The organism is Streptomyces viridosporus T7A (assembly GCF_008704515.1).
Lineage (GTDB): Bacteria > Actinomycetota > Actinomycetes > Streptomycetales > Streptomycetaceae > Streptomyces > Streptomyces viridosporus.
The window spans coordinates 3,293,473-3,311,780 of sequence record NZ_CP023700.1; the positions used below are offsets into that span (position 1 = coordinate 3,293,473).

Below are 18,308 nucleotides of genomic sequence, written 5' to 3' on the forward strand. Positions count from 1 at the left end.
GGGGTCAACGGTGGCGGGGGATACCGAAGATGACCGAGCCGACCGCATCGGACCGGACAGCCGAGGAGGTCCTCGCGGCCGCGACCGTCCAGGTCGCGTCCGCCGACGGCCACATCGGGGGCCTGGGCGTGCTGATCGCGCCCACCTTGGTGCTGACGTGCGCCCATGTCGTCCTGGGCGCCGCGCGCCTACCCCTCACCCGTGCCGAGCCGCCCGACGCGCCCCTGCGGGTCCGCCTGGTCCTGGCGGCGACCGGGGAGGAGACCGGGGCCGTCGTCCGGCACTGGGTGCCGGTGCGCGGGGACGGCGGCGGGGACGTCGCCGTCCTGGCGCTGGACCGCCCGCCGGCGGGCGCCCGGCCGGTGCTCATGGTGGCGCCCCACACCGTGTGGGACCACCGGGCGATGGTTTTCGGACTGCCGGACGACGGCACCGGGGGCGGCTGGCACACCGCGGTGCTGCGCGGCCGCACCGGCACCGGGCGGCTGCAGATGTCGCCGCTCGACGCGCAGGCGGACCCGGTCCAGCCCGGGTTCAGCGGCTCCGCCGTCTGGGACCTGGAACTGGGCGCCGCGGTGGGCATCGTGGTGTCCGTCTCGTCCTCGCGCCGCGGGCAGAGCTTCTGCATCCCGACCCGCACGGTGCTCGACGAGGTGCCGGAACTGGCCGAGTTGCTCGCCCCGGCGTCCCCGTTCCCGGGACTGCGCCCGTTCACCGAGGAGAACAGCGCGCACTTCTTCGGCCGGGACGAGGACGTCGACGCCGTCACCGCCCTGTTGTGCCCGCAGGGGCCGCCCGAAGGCTGCGTGACGCTGACCGGGCCCTCCGGGTCCGGCAAGTCCTCCCTCCTCATGGCCGGGGTGCTGCCCCGCCTGGGGGAACGGGGGACGGAGGCCGTCACCCTGCGCGCCGAGGGCCGTCTGCCGGACGTCGGCGCGGTTCGCGACGCCCTGGAACGCCACAGGTCGGCACCCGGCCTCGTGCTGGCCCTGGACCAGGCGGAAGCCCTGCTCCTGCGCCCCGAGGAGGACCTGCGCGCGCTGGTGGACCGCCTCCTGGACGCCTGCGCCCACCCCGGGGTCGGCGTCCTGGTGGTCCTGCGGACCGACTTCCAGGACGCGGCTCTGCGGCACCCGCAGTTGAGCAGACTGGTCGGCGGCGCGCCCGCCCACCAACTGGGTCTCATGACCCGCGAGCAGCTCACCGAAGTGGTCCGGCTGCCGCTGCGCGCCTTCCCCGGCGTGGAGTACGACAACGGCCTGGCCGACCGCCTCGTCGAGGACGCGGCCGGCCGTCCGGGAGCCCTGCCCCTGCTGGGGTTCGTGCTGAACACCCTGTGGGAACGGCAGACCGGTGGCCGGCTCCGCCTGGACACCTACCGCGAACTGGGCGGCCTCGGCGGCGTGCTGAGCAGCCGGGCGGACTCGGCCTGGCAGCGCGCGCTGCGCGGTGCGCCGCCCGGGGCCGCGGCCGGACTCCTGCGCGCGCTGATCCAGGTCCCGCCGGGCAGCACGACCGCGCTGCGCGCCCGGCTCTCCCGCCGCGACGCGGGCGAGGAGCAGTGGGCCATCGCCCGGAACCTGGCCGAGGCCCGCGTCCTCGTGCTCGGCGCGGACCCCGAGCAGGGCGAGACGGTCGAGCTGGCCCACGAGGCCCTGATCGAGCACTGGCAACCGCTGGCGGAGCAGTTGGAGGCTGACCGTTCGTTCCTCACCTGGCGCGGGGAACTGCGCTACGACCGGGCCCGCTGGTGGCGGGAGGGACGGCCGGACGGGGCCCTGCTGGAGGATCCCGCGCTCGGCACGGCGGAGCAGTGGCTCGCCGAGCGCGGTGACGAACTGACGGACGAGGACCGGGAGTTCATTACCGCGAGCGTCGCCCTGCGGGAACGCCAGCAGCGTGAGGCCGCGCGGTCCGAGCGCATCCGGCGGTACCTGCGGTTCCTGGGTGTGGGGGTCACCGTGCTGGCCGTGGTGGCGGCGTCGGTGGTCTCGGTCCTGTACCTGAACATGCTGGAGGAGCAGCGCCGACTGGCGTCCGACCGGCTGGCCCGGCAGGCCGCCGCCTACGACGACGTGTCGCTGGTGACCTCCTCCCTGTACGCCGCCGCCGCGTACCGCACCGCCGACCGCCCGGACGCCCGCTCCGCGCTACTGGCTCAGTACCTGCGCTTCCGGGACGTGGAGCGGATCCCGCTGGAGAACCGTGCCGAGGTCGACAGCGTGGCGCTCACCGAGGACGGCGAGCGGCTGTACGCGCTGCTGAAGGACGGCGACTTCATCGACCTGGACCTGCGGGGGAAGGAGCGGCCCAAGCCGCTCCAGCGCACCAAGAACGGCGACAGCGACCACATCGCCGTCTCGCCCGACGGGCGGAGCGTGGCCCGCGCGACCGGCTGGGGCGTGATCTCCCTCGGAGTGCGGGACACCTCCGATCCCAACCCGCGCGCCCTTCGCTTCGTCCCGCTGCGCAGGGCCGCGGTCGCCCGCGACAACCCGCGCGGCGTCCACGATCTGCGCTTCGACGGCGAGGGGAAGCGCATCCTCGCCACGATTCCCCGCGAGGGGGTCCTCGTGTGGCGCACCGAGGACGGCCGGCGCACGGGCCGCACCCTCGCCCCGCCGCGCGGCTGGGACGCGGCGCAGGCCTGGTTCGGTGCGGACGGCACGGTGGTGGCGCGGATCGTGCCCTCCGGTGCCGGCGCCGAGGACGGGCGCGGCCGGCTGGTCTCCTGGGACCTGGACCGGGGCACGCTCCACCGCCCCTGGGGCGAGCGGGCCACGGCCTCCGCGACGGTCAGCGGCAACGGACGCGTCCTGGCCACCTGTACCGAACAGGGCGTCCTCGAGGCCTGGCGGCTGGGCACGGAACCCCGCCGTTTCCGGAACTGGGAGAACAGTGCCTTCCAGGGACTGTGCCCGCTGTACGCGCCCCGCCTCGACGCGTCGGGCCGCTACCTGATCAACCCCACCGGCCGCATCGGCACCGATCTCGGCCGGGTGCGCTTCCTCGTCGTCGATCTGGAGAAGGGCTGGCCCGCCACCTTCGACACCCCCGCCGCCGCAGCCGAGGACCAAAACGTCACCGGCCGCACGTTCGCGCCGCCGGTCGCCCTCGCCGGCCCCCCGGGGAACCTGCGGGCAGCGGTCGCCGTCGGCGGGAGCGTCGTGACCGTGCGGGTCCGGCCGCCCACGGAGTTCGACACCAACGCCCTGGTCCACCGCGTCCGCACACCGGACGCACCGCACGACCGGCTGGCGGTCGTCGGGAGCGACGGCACCGTCCTGCAGCTCTGGGACCTGACCGGGCGGAAGTTCCTCGCGTCGGCGCGGGCGTCACGGCCGCTGGCCGACCTGTACGCCGCCTTCACCCCGGACGGACGGCGGCTGCTGACCGTCGCCGAGGACCGGCGCACGGTCCTCGTCTGGCGGATCTCCGGGGAGGCGGGCGGGACCGTGCTCACCGAGGAGCACGTGCTGCGGCTGCCCCTTCCGCCCGACCTCGACGCCGTCGGCCCGGATCCGCTCACGGGACTCTCTCCGGCCTGGATCAACATCGGCTTCTCCGACGACGACCACGCCGTGATCTCGGGCCTGTCGTACGTCTCCTACTGGCGACTCGACACCGGCGAAGAGACCGGAAGGAGGTTCCAGCCCCCGTTCCAGGAGAAGTACCAGATCGCCAACGAGGCGGCGGGGACCTTCGCCGGTGCCGTCCCGGGAAAACCGCAGGCGGTGGTGCGGACGGTGGACGCGATCGGGGTCTGGGACTTCGACTCCGGTGACTTCACACCGTGGTTCGAAAGAAAGGACAAGCATCGGCCGGTCCGGTCGATGCTCCTCTCCCCCGACGGCGGACATCTGGTCGTGCAGTACGCGGGGGGCGCAGTGCACCTGTGGGACGTCCGGCGGAAGAAGGAGGAAGACCCCCTCACCTACGACCGGGTGCACTGGCTCGGCCGCTTCCTGGACGATCGTGCCCTGCACACCACCACCGAGGCCGGTGAGCAGCTGGTGTGGGACGTCACGGAACGTCAGGAGCTGTACCGCTACCACGTGGGATACGGCTCGGTGGCCTCGCCGGACGCCGACGGGACGTCCCTCACGATCCTCGACGGATCGCGTACCACCGTCGTCCCGCTCGATCCCGAGCGGTGGATCGAGCGGGTGTGCACCCTGGCTCAGCGCGAACTGAACGCGGGAGAACGGCGGTTGGCGGCCGACCGCGGCGAGGTCGAGGACGTGTGCCCCCGCCGGTGACCCGGCGGGGTCAGCCGCCGGCCCGGGCGAGCTTCAGCGCGTACTCCGGCCACCACTGGCCCGCCTTGGGGCCGCCCTTGCACTCGCCGTCCGACTCGCCGGGCCGCTTCACCCACAGGTAGGCGTCGACCAGCGGGTCCGCGGTCTTCACCGTCGGGGTCTCGCCGAGCGCGCGGCCGGGCGGGTTGCACCAGCGCTCGTCCGCGGCGCCCCCGGTGTACGGGCCGTTGCCGTTGCGGCTGGTGTCGATGACGAAGGGCTTGCCGCCGATCTTGGCGGAGAGCTTCTTGCCGTAGGCGATGGAGTCCTCGGTGGAGTAGAAGTTGGAGACGTTCACCGAGAAGCCGTCGGCCCGGTCGACGCCCGCCCACCGGAGCGGCTCGAAGATCTGGTCGGGGTCGCCCCAGCCGGCGTTGCCGGCGTCCAGGTAGACCTTGGTGTTCTTCAGGGCCTTCAGCTTGGTGACGGCGCCCTTGAGGAGGTCGTAGCGCTCCTCGTGGTACTCCTCCGGGGTGCAGCCGTCCACCAGGTGCAGCACCGCGTCGGGCTCGAGGATCACGGTCGCCGGCCGGTCCCCGATGCCCTGGGCGACGTCGTCGACGAAGGCGCGGTAGGCGTCGCCGTCGGCGGCACCGCCCTGGGAGTACTGGCCGCAGTCGCGGTGCGGGATGTTGTAGAGGACCAGCAGTGCGGTGCGGCCCGCCCTGTCGGCGGCCTCGGTGAAGCCGCGGGTCTGCTCCCGCGGGTTCTCCGGGCTGATCCATTCGGCGACGGGCTGTTCGGCGATCTTGCGGATCTGCCGGGCCTCCGTCTCCTTGCCGGCCTTCTCCAGTGCGGCGACCTGCTGCGCGGCGGTGCCGTCCGGGTTGACCCAGAAGGGGTCGGCCTCCTTCGGCTGCTGCGTGATCCCCGCGCCGGCCTCCGGCTCCTCCCCCTTGCCGTCGGAGGAGGAACACCCCGTGATCAGCAGCGCCGCCCCCAGCGCCACTGCGGACGCCCACCTCCCGGCGAACGCCCCGACCCCCCTGCTGTCGTACATCCAACCCCCCTTGGGTGCACTTGTTCCAAGTGTCCGAGCCCCAATCCTGACACACGCCCGGCGGCGCCCACGAGGTCGAGCCCTCGTTGTCCGCGGGCTGTTACAGCCCGGTTCCCCGGGGCGGGGCCGGGCGCCGCCGTGAACGCCCGGACGGCGGGGCCACCTGCGGTCATCACGGAAAGCGACCGGGCTGGGACCTGGGGCGCACCGCCCCCTGGGCCCGGGCACGCCGTTCGTTCCGGAGCCGTGCCCGCCGACCCCGGCGGGGCGCGTCCGCCGACCCCGGCGGGGCGCGTCCGCCGACCCCGGCGGGGCGCGTCCGGCCGGTGCTCCGCCCGGCCAGGTGACGAGCGGGCCGTCGTGCGGGGGATGCGGGCGGGCCGTCGTGCGGATCGGTACGGGCGGGAACCCGGTCAGGCCCGGGTCGGGGTTCCGGTCGCCGGTCGGGGGACGGTTCCCGTCGGCTTTCCGGCGCGCGTCCCGGTCAGGTACGCCGAGACGATCACGTCGGCCGTGCAGCCGCCGCTCGCCCGGTCGAAGCCGCCGCCGCAGGCGACCAGCCGGAGTTCCGCCCGGCCGGCGCGGTGCGGCCCGTAGGCCTGGTGGGCGTCGAAGCGGGCCCGGTCGACGACCCGGACGTCCTCGACGGTGAACTCGGCGAGTGCGCCGTCCGCGCGCACCACCCCGATCCGCCGACCGGGCCGCAACGTGTCCACCCGGTGGAAGACGGCGGGCCGGGTCCCGGTGCCGACGTGCCCCACCAGCAGCGCGGTGTCGGCCGCCCCCGGCGCCACCCCGCCCGCGTGCCAGCCGACCACGCCCGGCTGGTCGAACGGCGGCGGATCGGGCGCCCCGCGCTCGTCCGGGCCGCGGGCGACCACCGGCGCCCGGACGCCGAGAGCGGGGATGTCGAGGCGCTGCGGCGGCGCGGTGCCCAAGGGGTGGTGCGCCGGGGGCGGGTCGCCCCGCGGCGGACGGCCGGCCGCCGCCATGTCGCCCGTGGCCGGCCCGGAGGCGCCGGCCGGGACGTCGGTCGCCTCGCGGCCCCACAGCCACAGCCCCAGCAGCAGCACCAGCCAGGCCACGCCGGCGAGCAGCCGTCCGGTGCCGGACGGGGAACGTTCCCGCTCCGCCATGGTCAGCCCGCTCCGCCGCTCCGCCGGACGCGGTCGCGCACGACGGCCACCGTCGCGGTGCCCACGAGTGCCAGGCCGACCACCGTCTGGGCCGTGCCGGGGCCGTCCTCGCGGGTGGTGTCGGCGGCCAGGCGCGCGGTGGCGCCGCCCCCGGCGTCGCCGGGGGCGGCGGGCGAGGCCGGAGCGCCCGGAGTGGCCGAAGCGCCTGCCGCGGCGGGGGGTGCGCCGGGGGCGCCCGCCGCCCCACCGGGCCGTTCCTTCCGCGCGGGGGCGACCACGAGGGTGCCCTTGCGTTCGGTCCCGTCGCAGTCCACCCGCACGTCGTACGTCCCCTCGGTGAGCGAGGGCCGGACGCGGCTCTCGCCGACGAGCACGCCGTCGGCGGCGGTGAGCCGCGCGCCCGAGACGAACGCCGGGGACACGGCGACCGCCGTCCGCTCGGCGCACCCGGCCACCGCCAGGGCGACGTGGGTGCCGGGTGCGGAAGCCGCCGGGATCACCGAGACGCCCCCGCCGTCCGCCGCGTACGCCGCCGGCGCGAGCGCCGCGGCCAGGGCGCCGGCACAGAGAGTCAACAGCAGGGAACCCATCGTGAACCTCCAGACACCTGGAGCGTCCCCCGCGGGCCACGGCACCGCACCCTCGTGGTGCCGTGATTGCTCCGTCCGGGTGGCGCCCCGGACGGCGGGGGTCCGGGCCCGGGGCCGGGCGGTGCGCGGTGCGGCTACACGAGGTCGACGAGGTCCGCGATGGAGTCCACGACCTTGGACGGCCGGTAGGGGAAGTCCTCCACCTGCTCCGGCCGGGTCAGGCCGGTGAGCACCAGGAACGTCTGCATCCCGGCCTCCATGCCGGCCAGGACGTCGGTGTCCATGCGGTCGCCGATCATCGCGCTGCTCTCGGAGTGGGCCCCGAGGGTGTTGAGTCCGGTGCGCATCATCAGCGGGTTGGGCTTGCCCGCGAAGTACGGCTGCCTGCCGGTCGCCTTGGTGATCAGCGCGGCCACCGCGCCGGTCGCCGGCAGCGGTCCCTCGGTGGAGGGGCCGGTCTCGTCGGGGTTGGTGCAGATGAAGCGGGCGCCGGCGTTGATGAGCCGTACGGCCTTGGTCATGGCCTCGAAGGAGTAGGTGCGGGTCTCCCCGAGGACGACGTAGTCCGGCTCGTGGTCGGTGAGGACGTAGCCGATGTCGTGCAGCGCGGTGGTCAGGCCGGCCTCGCCGATGACGTACGCGGAGCCGTTCGGGCGCTGGTCGTCGAGGAACTGGGCGGTGGCGAGGGCGGAGGTCCAGATGTTCTCGATCGGCACGTCCAGGCCCATGCGGCGCAGCCGGGCGTGCAGGTCGCGCGGGGTGTAGATCGAGTTGTTGGTGAGGACCAGGAAGGGCCTGCCGGACTCGCGGAGCTTCTTGATGAAGGCGTCGGCGCCGGGAATCGGCACCCCTTCGTGGATGAGCACCCCGTCCATGTCGGTGAGCCACGACTTGATGGGCTTGCGGTCTGCCATGTGCGGGATCTCCTGCCGTACGCGGTTCTCCGTGCGTCCCAGCCTAGACAGACCCGGATCTTGGGTGAACGGGTGGTCCTCGGCTCACGGCGGGGCCCGCCCCGGGATCAGCGGCGCCGGCGGGTGAGCAGCAGGGCGGCCGTGCCGCCGGTGAGCAGCGCCGCCACGGCGGCGGCGAGGAGCCGCCCGCCGCTTCCGGTACGGGCGAGCTCGTCGACGAAGGGGAAACCCGTGCCCTCGCCGGGGACCGGGGAGGCGCTGCCGGTGTCGCTCCCCGGAACGGGTCCGGCGTCGATGCGGAACCGGTAGTCGTTCGACTGCCCGACCCAGTCGCCGTCGTCCTCGTGGCGCTGCACCACGGCGGCGTTGGCGGTGACCTCGCCCGGCACGGCGTCCGGGGCGACCGCGAGGCGGACCTTCACGGTGAGGGTCCCGCCGGGCCCGACGGTGAACCCGGGGAAGCCCGCCTCCTCGTCGGCGAAGGCACCGACGAACTCGTCCCGGTCGGTGGTCTCGAAGCGGACGGGGCGGAACCGCTCGCCGTCGTGGAACTCCAGACGGAACTGCGAGGGCTTCAGCGCCCGCTCCTCGTCGACGAGCACGACGACGGGGTGGACGCCGGCGCAGGGGCGGTCGGTGGTGTTGGCCAGCTCCAGGTACCAGGTCCCGAAGCCGCCCCCGGCCGGGTAGGCGGCGGGGCCGCCGCGGAGGCGGGCGGTGAGCGGGAAGGCGCGGTCCCCGGCGGAGGCGCAGGCGGGCAGCGGGGCCTCCTCCTGCGCCGGGGCCGGTGCGTGTGCCGGGACCTGCGCACGCACCGGAGCCTGCGCGTGCGCCGGGGGGCGCGCGTGCGCCGGGGCCGCGGCGGGGAGGACGGCGGCCATCGCCGCCAGGCAGAGGGACGCGGGCGTGCAGGGTCGCATGAACACATGACTCTGCCGCACCGCCGCCGACTCCGCTCGCCGGAACCCGGCCGCCCCCGCCCGGCCGGGGCACGGCTGCGCCCGTCCGGCCGAGGGCGGACCTGACCGCGGCCCCGGGGAGGGCCCCGCTACCCGTCCCCCCGTCCGAACACCGGCGCCAGCACCAGGTGGGCCGCGCCCTCGGCGACCCCGCGGCCGTCGCCGGAGGCGAGGCGGACGGGGACGGGCGCGTCCCCCGTGCGCCGGGCCCGGGCGTCCAGGACGGCCCGCACGCCGTGCACGAACGGCTCCGGGGCCGCCTCGATCGTGCGGCCGCCGAGCAGGACGCGGTCGATGTCCAGCAGGCCCACGAGGTTCGCGGCGCCGGTGCCCAGCACCCGTGCCGCCTCCGCCGCCTCGCCCCGCGCCACGGCGGCCAGGCACAGGGCCTCCACGCAGCCGCGGTCACCGCATCCGCAGGGCGGCCCGTCCAGCTGCACCACCTGGTGCCCGAACTCCCCCGCCCCGGTCCGCGGCCCCCGGTGCACACTGCCCCCGATCACCAGCCCGGCCCCGAGCCCGGTGCCGAGGTGCAGATAGGCGAAGGACCCGCCCTCGCCCCCGACCGCCAGCCCGAGCGCCACCGCGTTGGTGTCCTTGTCGACGACCACGGGCACCGTCCCCAGCCGCTCGGCCAGCGCGTCGCGCAGCGGGAAGCCGTCCCACTCGGGGAACCCGGTCACCCGGTGCAGCACGCCCCGCTCGTGGTCGAGCGGCCCGGGCAGCGCGACCCCGACGCCGAGCAGGGAGCGTGCCCGCGGGCTCGTCCCGTCCCCCGCCCGCAGCGCCTCGACCACCGCGGCCACCCGCGCCAGCACCGCCTCCGCCCCGGCGCCCAGGTCCAGCGGGACCCGCCGCCGGGCCACCACCGTCCCGTCGAGGTCGGCCAGCACGGCCCGCAGCTCGTCCCGGTCCAGGTGCACGCCCACCGCGTGGCCCGCCTCCGGCACCAGGCGCAGGACCGTCCGCGGCTTGCCGCCCGTGGACGCCCGGCGCCCCGCCTCCGCCGCGAGGCCGTCCTCGCGCAGCCGGGCCGTTATCTTGCTGACCGCCTGCGGGGTGAGCCCGGTGCGCTCGGCGAGCTCCAGCCGGCTGATGCCCTCCGGGCCCGCCGTCCGCAGCAGGTCGAGCACGAGCGCGGTGTTGTGGCTGCGCAGGGCGAGCAGGTTGACCCCACCGGTCGCTCCGCGCATCCCTCCGCCGTTCGTCCTGTTCACCAGCCCATTGTCCCCAGCGCTTGCACTTTGGCAACAGCGTTGCGAAAGTAGGACCATGACTGGCACTCCCCTTCGCGTCGGCCTCGTCGGCTACGGCCTCGCGGGCTCCGTGTTCCACGCCCCGCTGATCGCCGCGACCGAGGGCCTCGCGCTCGACACGGTGGTCACCTCGAACCCCGAGCGGCAGCGGCAGGCCCGCGCCGAGTTCCCGGACGTCCGCGTCGCCGCGACCCCGGACGAGCTGTTCGGCCGCGCCGACGAGCTCGACCTGATCGTCGTCGCGTCGCCGAACAGGACGCACGTCCCGCTCGCCACCACCGCCCTCAAGGCCGGTCTGCCGGTCGTCGTCGACAAGCCGATCGCCGGCGCGGCGGCCGAGGCGCGCGGGCTGGCGGCGCTCGCCGAGGAGAGCGGCCTGCTCCTGTCCGTCTTCCAGAACCGCCGCTGGGACAACGACTTCCTCACCCTGCGCAAGCTGCTCGCCGAGGACGCGCTCGGCGACGTGTACCGCTTCGAGTCCCGCTTCGAGCGCTGGCGGCCGCAGCTCAAGGGCGGCTGGCGGGAGTCCGGCGACCCCGCGGAGATCGGGGGCCTGCTCTACGACCTCGGCAGCCACGTCGTCGACCAGGCGCTCGTCCTGTTCGGCCCGGTGACCGCCGTCTACGCCGAGGTGGACGTCCGCCGCGACGGAGCGCTGACCGACGACGACACCTTCCTCGCGCTCACCCACGCGAACGGCGTCCGCTCCCACCTCTACGTCTCCGCGACCACGGCCCAGCTCGGTCCGCGGTTCCGCGTCCTGGGCTCGAAGGCCGGCTACGTCAAGCACGGCCTCGACCCGCAGGAGGCCGCCCTGCGCGACGGCCTGCGGCCCGGCGCGGCGGGCGCCGACTGGGGCACGGAGCCCGAGGAGCTGTGGGGCCGCGTCGGCTCCGGGGAGTCCCCGGTGACCGGCGGCGGACGCCCCGAGCCGACCCTGCCGGGCGACTACCCCGCCTACTACGCGGCCGTGGCGAAGGCCCTGCTGGAGGGCGGCCCCAATCCGGTGACCGCGCCGGAGGCCGCCGCCGTCCTGGACGTGCTGGAGGCGGCCCGCCGTTCGGCCCTCGAGAAGGCGACGGTGACGCTGTGACCACCGACCCCACCCGCAAGCCGGAACCCACCCCGAGCGTGGAGGAGCTGGAGGCGCAGGAACGCCGCCTGGTCTTCCGTCGGTTCTCCTACGAGGAGGCCTGGGAGCTGGGCTCGCTCCTCGTCGAGATGGCCTGGGAGCGGCAGGCGCCGATCGCCATCGACATCCACCGCGCGGGCCAGCAGCTCTTCCACGCCGCGCTGCCCGGCTCCACCCCCGACAACGACGCCTGGATCGCCCGCAAGCGCCGGGTCGTGGAGCGCTACGGCCACGCGTCCTACCTGGTGGGCGCCCGCTACCGGGCCAAGGGCACCACGTTCGAGGAGTCCTCGCGCCTCGACCCGGACACCTACGCGGCGCACGGCGGTTCGTTCCCGATCACCGTCGAGGGCGTGGGGGTGATCGGCGCGGTGACGGTCTCCGGCCTCCCCCAGCTCCAGGACCACCTCATGGTGGTGGAGGCCCTGGAGCAGTTCCTGGCCGGCCGTTAGCCCCCGGTTCCCCCGTTCGGCCGTACCGGGATTACCGGCACCCCTCGCGCGGTTGGTGCCTGCCGTAGGCGTGATCAGCCACGGCAGGCACCGCACCCCGTCACGGAGGGATTCGGAGACCCATGAGCGACACCGCGGACATCCCGAAGCAGGACATCGGCCGGTACGGCATCTGGAGCATCGGGCTGCGCTCGGAGGATCCCTCCCGGCGCGGCGAGATCGCCGAGGCCGCCGCCGAGTTGGAGGAACTCGGCTTCGGCGCGGCCTGGCTGGGCGGCAGCAGCGCCGTCCGCCACGCGGTGCCGCTCGTCGAGGCGACCTCGACGCTCACCGTCGGCACCAGCATCCAGAGCATCTGGCAGTACACGGCGCAGGAGGCCGCCGCGGCCTTCGCCGAGCTGGAGGCGGCCCGTCCCGGCCGGTTCCTGCTCGGCATCGGCGTCAGCCACGCCAAGCTCGCCGACCAGTACCGCCGCCCCTACTCGGCCCTCGTCGCCTACCTCGACGCCCTGGACGCGGCCGGGGTCCCGGCCGGCCGCCGGGTCGTCGCCGCCCTCGGCCCGAGGAGCCTGGAGCTCTCCCGCGACCGGGCGCTCGGCGTGGTCCCGTACCTGGTCACCCCGGAGCACACGGCGCGGGCGCGCGGCATCCTCGGCGAGGCCCCGCTGCTGGCGCCCGAGTTGAAGGTGATCCTCGAACCGGAGCCGGCCCGGGCCCGCGCGCTGGCCCGCACGAGCCTGGCGCCGTACCTCGCGCTGCCCAACTACACGGACAACTTCCTCCGTCTGGGCTTCACCGAGGACGACCTGGCGGACGGCGGCAGCGACCGCCTGGTCGACGCGGTGTTCGCGTGGGGCGAGGAGTCCAGGATCCGCGACCGCGTCGACACCTTCCTCTCGGCGGGCGCGGACCACGTGGCGCTCCAGATCGTCGACGACGAACCCCGCGACTCCCTGCCGAGGCAGGCCTGGCGCACCCTGGCCTCGCTGCTGGCCTGAGGACGGAGGGGCGCGGGACCGTATCCCCCCGCGCGGCGGGGCCGTGTCCCCGTGCGGCCCCGCCGCGCGGGCGCGACCGGCCGCGACGGACCCGCGGCCGGCGACGCACCGCGCTCCCCCGCCCCGTGGTCCCCCGGCTCCCCCGCCCCTTGGTCCCCCGGCTCTCCGGCTCTCCGGCTCTCCGGCTCTCCGGCTCTCCGGCTCTCCGGTGGAGCGTTACGCGTCCTTGAGCTCCTGCCGCTGCCGCCCGAGCCCCTCGATCTCCAGCTCCACCACGTCCCCGGCGCGCAGGAACGGCTTCGGCTCCGGCCGCCCCAGCGCCACCCCCGCCGGCGTACCGGTGTTGATGACGTCCCCCGGGTACAGCGTCATGAACCGGCTGACGTAGCGCACGACCTCGCCCACCGGGAAGATCTGCTCGGCGGTGGTGCCGTCCTGCTTCAACTCCCCGTTGACCCAGAGCCGCAGGGACAGGTCCTGCGGGTCGGCGACCTCGTCGGCGGTCACCAGCCACGGCCCGAGCGGGTTGAAGGTCTCGCAGTTCTTGCCCTTGTCCCAGGTCCCGCCCCGCTCGATCTGGAACTCCCGCTCGGAGACGTCGTGCGCGACGGCGTACCCGGCGACGTGCGCGAGCCCCTCCCGCGCCGACTCCAGGTACCGCGCCGTGCGCCCGATGACGACGGCCAGCTCGACCTCCCAGTCGGTCTTGGCCGACCCGCGCGGCACCAGCACCGTGTCGTTCGGGCCGACGACCGTGTCCGGCGCCTTGAGGAAGACCACCGGCTCGGCGGGCGGCTCGGCGCCCGTCTCGCGTGCGTGGTCGTGGTAGTTGAGGCCGATGCAGACGATCTTGCCGATCCGTGCCAGCGGCGGTCCGATCCGCAGCCCCGCCCCGTCCAGCGCGAGCAGCTCACCGGTGTCGGCGGCGGACCGGATCCGGTCGAGCGCCGCCTCGTCGGCGAGCAGCTCGCCGTCGATGTCCGCGACGAGCCCCGAGAGATCCCGCAGGATCCCGTCGGCGTCGAGCAGCGCGGGCCGCTCCCGGCCCGCCGTGCCGACTCGCAGCAGCTTCATGGTCACGTCTCCCTCGGTCGCGGGTCCGCCGAGGCACGCGGCCCGGGTGCGGCGGGCGCCCGCGGTCCTCGGAGGACCGGTCGATCCTCCAGGGCGAACGCCCGGCCCGCAATACCCCGTTCACGTGCTGGACCCGCACCGCGGGCACGGGCCCGGGCCGCCCCCGGGCCCGTGCCCGCGGCCGCCAGGGGTCTTCATCGGCTGTCACCGGCCGTCATCGGTACAGGACGGCCCGCTCCACCACGCTCCACGTCGTGCTGGTGACCACGTACAGCGCGGCGGCCAACGGCACCACGGCCACGGTGACCAGGGTCAGGAAGGACATGAAGGGCAGCGCCCTGGTCATCGCGGCCATCCCCGGCACCTGCTGCTCCCCACTACCGCCCCCGGCCGCCGCCGCGTTCGCGGCCATCGACCGCTTCGTCAGCCGGTAGCCGAAGGCGGCGACGACGGCGACCAGCGCGAACAGTCCGGCGTAGACGAGCCCCGGACCGCCGAACGGGCCGCCCGCGCCCAGCGCGTCGGTCCACCGCCCGCCGAGCGGCGCGGCGAACAGCTCGTGCCCGAGCAGTTCGTTGTCCCGTCCGCCGATCGTCCCGCTGGAGAAGAGGTGGTACAGCAGGAAGAACGCCGGGAGTTGGAACAGGCTCGGCAGGCACCCGGACAGCGGCGACACCTTCTCCCGGGCGTGCAGGTCCAGCACGGCCCGCTGGAGCTTCTCGGGGTTCCCGCCGTGCCTGCGGCGCAGCTCGGCGATCTTCGGCTGGAGCGCGGCCCGGGCCTTCTGCCCGCGTGCGGCGGCCCGGGACAGGGGGTGGACGAGGAGGCGTACGAGCGCGGTGAACAGGACGATCGCGGCGGCCGCCGCCGAGGCGCCGAACAGGGGATGGAGCAGGTCGGCCAGGCGCTCGACCAGGCTGGCGAAGACGGACATGGGTGAGCCCTCCGGGGGTCTCGTCGTGCCGGAGGTCCCGGGCGCACCGGGACCGGAAGACGGGATGACGGCATGACGACCCGCGCGGGGCGTGGTGGACGGACGGAACAGGTGCCCTGTGCGCCTACGTGCCCTGCGCGGCGGTCGCCGGCAGGGCGTGTCCGGGTGCCCGGGGCCGGGTGCGCCCCCGGGCGTCGGGGTCGCGTTGCGGCAGGAAGGCGGTGCGCCGGTCGCGGTCGCGCAGGGCCGTGCGCACCCGGGTGGGCGGCACGGCGGGCACGCAGCGCGCGGCGACGAGGGCGCAGACGACGAGCGCGGCACCGGCCGCGGTGGTCGCGGCGAGCGTGACGCCGGCGGCCAGGCCGCCGGCCTCCGGCAGGGCGAGCAGGACGACCGGCAGCAGCGGGAGGAGCACGGTGAGGACGGTGAGGGCCGCGGGAACGGCGGAACGCGGCTTCGTCCGGCTGCGGATCACTCGCCCTCCCTCTCCTCCACGACGGCCCGGCATCCTCTCGAACGCCCGGGAGCGCACGGTGGTTCCCGGGTCGGAACGTCCGCCGCGGGGACCGGGTCCGCACCGGGACGGCGGCGGAGACGGACGGCCTCCGCCCGCCGGTTCAGCAGGCGGCCACGGGCACGGCGGTGACCGACTCCCCGGTGCCGCCCCCGGGATCGTCGGCAGCGTACGGGTCGCCGGGCACGAGGACCCGGGTGAGGCGGTAGCACTGCTCGGCCTCCGCCTCCTCGTCGTCCGGGGTCCAGTACCGCTCCCGGAAGAGGACGAGGGCGACGACCGTGCGCCCCTTCCGCACGACGTCGCGCACCTCGGAGCGGCTCTCCTCGCTCGGGAGGTGGTCGGCGTCGAGAGCCTCCTGCAGGCCGTCCCGCGTCAACCGCCCCGCGGCCAGGCCCTCCAGCTCCCTCCGGGCGGACCACACCCGGCCGCCGACCCGCTCGCTCCCCTCGCACACCGAGCGGTCCCGCTCGGCGACCTCCCCGGTCCACCCCGGACCGGGACGGCGCGCGTAGGTGTGGGCGAAGCAGCGCTCGAACTCCCCCGTGACGCCGAACGGCATGGGCTCCGGGTCGTACCTGCCCGCCCGGGAGACGACGGCGGTGAACACGCGCCGGTCCTCGTCATGGGCGATGACGGGGCTCCCGGTGTGCTTCCGGATCACGTCCAGCAGCGCGTCGGTGCCGGTGTCCCGACTCGCGGTCAGCGCGCCGGCGGTCCGGTCCGCCGTGTCCCGGTCCCGTTCCAGGAGCGAGTCGGCCGCGGCCTCCTGGCGCCGCTCGTTCTCCCGCTCGGCCCGCTCGAAGGAGATCCAGAGGTAGGCCGCCACCACGAAGGGGACGAGCAGCACCACGTTCAGCAGCACCAGGCATCCGACGGTCACCCGTTCCCGCATGCGCGCCCCCTCACCGCCCCTGCGGTCCCTGCGGTCCCTACCGATCCTCCCGCGATCCGCCCCCGAAACGTAGGGTCCGGGACGGCTGTTCGTCCTCCGGACGACACCGGAACGTGCCCTCCCGCCCCCGGGCGCCCTCCGGCCCGCGGTCGTCTCACCTTTGTCGGCCGTCGGCAGTACGGTGTCCCCCATGCGCCCCGACACGCCTGCCGAAAACGTCGACCATGCCTCCGAAGCGGCACGCCTGGAGCGGATCGCCGAGCTGTATCCCGAGGACGCCGAGGCCCTGCTGCTGCGCGCCGCCGCCCACCGGGAGCTCGCCGGCGACCGCCCCGCCGCGACCGCCCTCTACGACCGCCTGCTGGTCTCCGGCACCGGGCTGGACAACCCCGCCCTGGTCCGCGCCCTGAAGGCCTCGAACCTCTGGGAGTACGGCCACGAGGCGGAGGCCCGCGCGATCATCGACGGCATCCGCACGGCGTCCCCGCGCGACCCGGCCCCCTGGGTGATCGTGGCGGAGTCCCTGGAGTCCCACGACGAGCTGGAGCAGGCGCACGAGACGTTCACGCAGGCGGTCCGCCTGCTCCTGACCGGTGTGACGGAGCCCCCGCGCGCCACCCACCCCCTCCTCTTCGGCCGCCACCGCGTCCGCAGGATGCTGGGCGCGGTCCACGACGAGTGGGACGCGCTGGCCGACTCCGTCCACACCCTCCCGATCACCCTGGACGAGCTCCACGACCCCAAGCGCGTGTGGTCCCTGGGCTCGGAGAACCCGGCGGAGCTGGAGGCGGAGATCTCGCGGCTGCGGGCGGAGCTGGGCGCGTACCGTCAGGCCCTGTCCCGCCCCTTCCCGGTGGCGATCCTCCACTGGCCGGCGGACGAACTGGCGGAACTGAGGGAGGCCTACCCGGCGCTGGCGCAGGAGTACCCGTCCTACGAGGAGCACCTCGCGACCACGGAGGCGGCCCTGCGGGAGCTGGCGTCGTCGGGCACGCCGAACCTGGGCGTCGTCACGGGCACGGTCCCCTCGTACGAGGCCTTCGCGGCGTCGGAGGGCACCGCGCCCGGGGACGCGACGCTGCTGCCGCAGTACGCGACGACGCTGGCGGCCCGGGGCCGGGCGGTCGCCTGGCCGCCGGAGCGGGGCGCGGCGTGCTGGTGCGGCTCGGGACGGGCGTACGGGGAGTGCCACGGCGCCTGAGCGGTGAACGGCCGGGGCGGCCGACCACCCCGCCCCGGCCGGATGGGAAGCAGGGGAACAGCAGCCCCGCCCCTGCCGGGCGGGGAGCAACGGCCCTGCCCGGCGGGGAACCCGGCGGCCCCCGTGAGGGGCCGGTCGGGCTAGTGCTGCAGTTTCGAGGTGAGTTTCGCCTGCATCTTCTGCGTCGCCTGGCGCAGGGCTCGGGTGAGTGCCGTCTCCGACGGGGTGCGGGGGTCCTCGCGGGTGAAGCGGAGACGTGCCTGCGGCCCCGAGATGGTGATGGCGATGGGCGGGTACCCCTGCGGGGTGGGGAGGGTCTGCGCGAGGGCCGCGATGCCGGGCTGGGTCTCCTCGATGTTGCGCGCGTAGCCGCGCTGCCTGACGTTCTCCAGTTCGGCCTCGAGGGCCGTGCGGGTCGGGGTGGTGGTCCCCGTCGCGTGCGGGAGGGGTTCGTTCGGGTAGATCCGGCGGAGCTGGTCGGTCGTGAGGGTGGCGAGGAGGGCCCGTCCGCAGGCCGCGATGTGCGCGGGAAGGATCGTTCCCGCCCTGGCCTCGATGCGCATCTGGTGCTGTGAGGCGATGCCGTAGATGTAGCGGACCGCCTGCCCCTCCAGGACCGCGAACTCCACGGTCTCGCCGGTGGCCGCCTGCAGTTCGAGCAGGTCGTCCTGGATGAGGTGGGTGAAGTCCGTGTCGGCGTGGGCGGGACGGGCGCTGGTCATGGCCGGGCCGAGGCGGTAGCCGGGGCCGTCGAGCGAGCGGCGCATGAAGCCGTTCGCCTCGAGGGTGGCCAGGAGCCGATGGGCGACGGAGGTCCCCACGCCCAGTTCGCCGGCGGCACGGGCGAGGGTGACGACCGGCTCCCGCTGGGCCAGTACGAGCAGACGAAGAGCCCTGTCCACGGTTTGAAGAGTGTTCACGGCTACACAATCCCACATACAGGGAATGATTGACT

The 18,308-nt window shown here is 75.1% G+C and carries 16 protein-coding genes; 5 read left to right on the plus strand and 11 right to left on the minus strand.

Annotation, left to right across the window (positions count from 1 at the left end):
- The first annotated feature begins 29 nt into the window (after positions 1-29).
- On the plus strand, positions 30-4,259 hold the full coding sequence (locus tag CP969_RS15250) for an nSTAND1 domain-containing NTPase (RefSeq protein WP_016826123.1): 4,230 nt from the start codon (positions 30-32) through the stop codon (positions 4,257-4,259).
- Between the two features lie 10 nt (positions 4,260-4,269).
- Here CP969_RS15250 and CP969_RS15255 read toward each other — a convergent pair whose 3' ends face one another.
- The 6 genes from CP969_RS15255 to CP969_RS15280 form a co-directional block, all read right to left on the minus strand.
- Positions 4,270-5,298, minus strand: a complete 1,029-nt coding sequence (locus CP969_RS15255; protein WP_026085149.1) for a glycoside hydrolase family 6 protein — start codon at positions 5,296-5,298, stop codon at positions 4,270-4,272.
- A gap of 413 nt (positions 5,299-5,711) precedes the next feature.
- Entirely contained in the window at positions 5,712-6,434 is a 723-nt protein-coding gene (locus CP969_RS15260; RefSeq protein ID WP_016826121.1) for a class F sortase, read from the minus strand.
- 2 nt (positions 6,435-6,436) lie between these two features.
- Positions 6,437-7,009: a hypothetical protein gene (locus CP969_RS15265; RefSeq protein WP_451636890.1), complete on the minus strand. Its 573-nt coding sequence runs from the start codon at positions 7,007-7,009 to the stop codon at positions 6,437-6,439.
- Between the two features lie 149 nt (positions 7,010-7,158).
- The gene (locus CP969_RS15270) at positions 7,159-7,938 is read right to left on the minus strand and encodes an HAD-IIA family hydrolase (RefSeq protein WP_004987615.1); all 780 of its coding nucleotides are present in this window, start codon (positions 7,936-7,938) and stop codon (positions 7,159-7,161) included.
- Positions 7,939-8,045: 107 nt separating this feature from the next.
- Positions 8,046-8,858 (minus strand): hypothetical protein, encoded by an 813-nt coding sequence (locus tag CP969_RS15275; protein WP_171817499.1) that lies wholly within the window; start codon positions 8,856-8,858, stop codon positions 8,046-8,048.
- A 128-nt stretch (positions 8,859-8,986) separates the two neighbouring features.
- A complete protein-coding gene (locus tag CP969_RS15280) occupies positions 8,987-10,090 on the minus strand; it encodes an ROK family transcriptional regulator (protein WP_016826118.1) in 1,104 nt (367 codons plus the stop codon).
- Positions 10,091-10,169: 79 nt separating this feature from the next.
- Here CP969_RS15280 and CP969_RS15285 point away from each other — a divergent pair, with 79 nt between their 5' ends.
- From CP969_RS15285 to CP969_RS15295, 3 genes are all read left to right on the plus strand, one after another.
- A complete protein-coding gene (locus tag CP969_RS15285; protein ID WP_016826117.1) occupies positions 10,170-11,246 on the plus strand; it encodes a Gfo/Idh/MocA family protein in 1,077 nt (358 codons plus the stop codon).
- A complete protein-coding gene (locus CP969_RS15290) occupies positions 11,243-11,737 on the plus strand; it encodes a heme-degrading domain-containing protein (RefSeq protein ID WP_016826116.1) in 495 nt (164 codons plus the stop codon). Before CP969_RS15285 ends, CP969_RS15290 begins: the two co-directional genes overlap by 4 nt.
- Positions 11,738-11,859: 122 nt before the next feature.
- Positions 11,860-12,735 (plus strand): TIGR03620 family F420-dependent LLM class oxidoreductase, encoded by an 876-nt coding sequence (locus CP969_RS15295; RefSeq protein ID WP_016826115.1) that lies wholly within the window; start codon positions 11,860-11,862, stop codon positions 12,733-12,735.
- Positions 12,736-12,951: 216 nt separating this feature from the next.
- On the opposite strand, the gene CP969_RS15300 is transcribed toward CP969_RS15295, so the two are convergent.
- The 4 genes from CP969_RS15300 to CP969_RS15315 all read right to left on the minus strand — a co-directional run bounded on the left by CP969_RS15300 (position 12,952) and on the right by CP969_RS15315 (position 16,152).
- The gene (locus tag CP969_RS15300; RefSeq protein ID WP_016826114.1) at positions 12,952-13,809 is read right to left on the minus strand and encodes a fumarylacetoacetate hydrolase family protein; all 858 of its coding nucleotides are present in this window, start codon (positions 13,807-13,809) and stop codon (positions 12,952-12,954) included.
- Between the two features lie 214 nt (positions 13,810-14,023).
- Positions 14,024-14,743 carry a YidC/Oxa1 family membrane protein insertase gene (locus tag CP969_RS15305; protein ID WP_004987599.1) on the minus strand — a complete coding sequence of 240 codons (720 nt, stop codon included), beginning with the start codon at positions 14,741-14,743 and terminating at the stop codon, positions 14,024-14,026.
- A 124-nt stretch (positions 14,744-14,867) separates the two neighbouring features.
- Entirely contained in the window at positions 14,868-15,218 is a 351-nt protein-coding gene (locus CP969_RS15310) for a DUF6412 domain-containing protein (protein WP_016826113.1), read from the minus strand.
- 142 nt (positions 15,219-15,360) lie between these two features.
- Entirely contained in the window at positions 15,361-16,152 is a 792-nt protein-coding gene (locus CP969_RS15315) for a hypothetical protein (RefSeq protein ID WP_016826112.1), read from the minus strand.
- Between the two features lie 190 nt (positions 16,153-16,342).
- Here CP969_RS15315 and CP969_RS15320 point away from each other — a divergent pair, with 190 nt between their 5' ends.
- Positions 16,343-17,353, plus strand: a complete 1,011-nt coding sequence (locus CP969_RS15320; protein WP_016826111.1) for an SEC-C domain-containing protein — start codon at positions 16,343-16,345, stop codon at positions 17,351-17,353.
- A gap of 140 nt (positions 17,354-17,493) precedes the next feature.
- On the opposite strand, the gene CP969_RS15325 is transcribed toward CP969_RS15320, so the two are convergent.
- Entirely contained in the window at positions 17,494-18,255 is a 762-nt protein-coding gene (locus tag CP969_RS15325) for an IclR family transcriptional regulator (protein ID WP_016826110.1), read from the minus strand.
- Positions 18,256-18,308: the final 53 nt, after the last annotated feature.

Bases quoted from the DNA above. Each gene is read 5' to 3' on its own strand.
- CP969_RS15300 (WP_016826114.1), bottom strand. From the start codon at position 13,809: ATGAAGCTGCTGCGAGTCGGCACGGCGGGCCGGGAGCGGCCCGCGCTG.
- CP969_RS15280 (WP_016826118.1), bottom strand. From the start codon at position 10,090: ATGCGCGGAGCGACCGGTGGGGTCAACCTGCTCGCCCTGCGCAGCCAC.
- CP969_RS15285 (WP_016826117.1), top strand. From the start codon at position 10,170: ATGACTGGCACTCCCCTTCGCGTCGGCCTCGTCGGCTACGGCCTCGCG.
- CP969_RS15320 (WP_016826111.1), top strand. From the start codon at position 16,343: ATGCGCCCCGACACGCCTGCCGAAAACGTCGACCATGCCTCCGAAGCG.
- CP969_RS15255 (WP_026085149.1), bottom strand. From the start codon at position 5,298: ATGTACGACAGCAGGGGGGTCGGGGCGTTCGCCGGGAGGTGGGCGTCC.
- CP969_RS15270 (WP_004987615.1), bottom strand. From the start codon at position 7,938: ATGGCAGACCGCAAGCCCATCAAGTCGTGGCTCACCGACATGGACGGG.
- CP969_RS15295 (WP_016826115.1), top strand. From the start codon at position 11,860: ATGAGCGACACCGCGGACATCCCGAAGCAGGACATCGGCCGGTACGGC.
- CP969_RS15260 (WP_016826121.1), bottom strand. From the start codon at position 6,434: ATGGCGGAGCGGGAACGTTCCCCGTCCGGCACCGGACGGCTGCTCGCC.
- CP969_RS15305 (WP_004987599.1), bottom strand. From the start codon at position 14,743: ATGTCCGTCTTCGCCAGCCTGGTCGAGCGCCTGGCCGACCTGCTCCAT.
- CP969_RS15250 (WP_016826123.1), top strand. From the start codon at position 30: ATGACCGAGCCGACCGCATCGGACCGGACAGCCGAGGAGGTCCTCGCG.
- CP969_RS15275 (WP_171817499.1), bottom strand. From the start codon at position 8,858: ATGCGACCCTGCACGCCCGCGTCCCTCTGCCTGGCGGCGATGGCCGCC.
- CP969_RS15315 (WP_016826112.1), bottom strand. From the start codon at position 16,152: ATGCGGGAACGGGTGACCGTCGGATGCCTGGTGCTGCTGAACGTGGTG.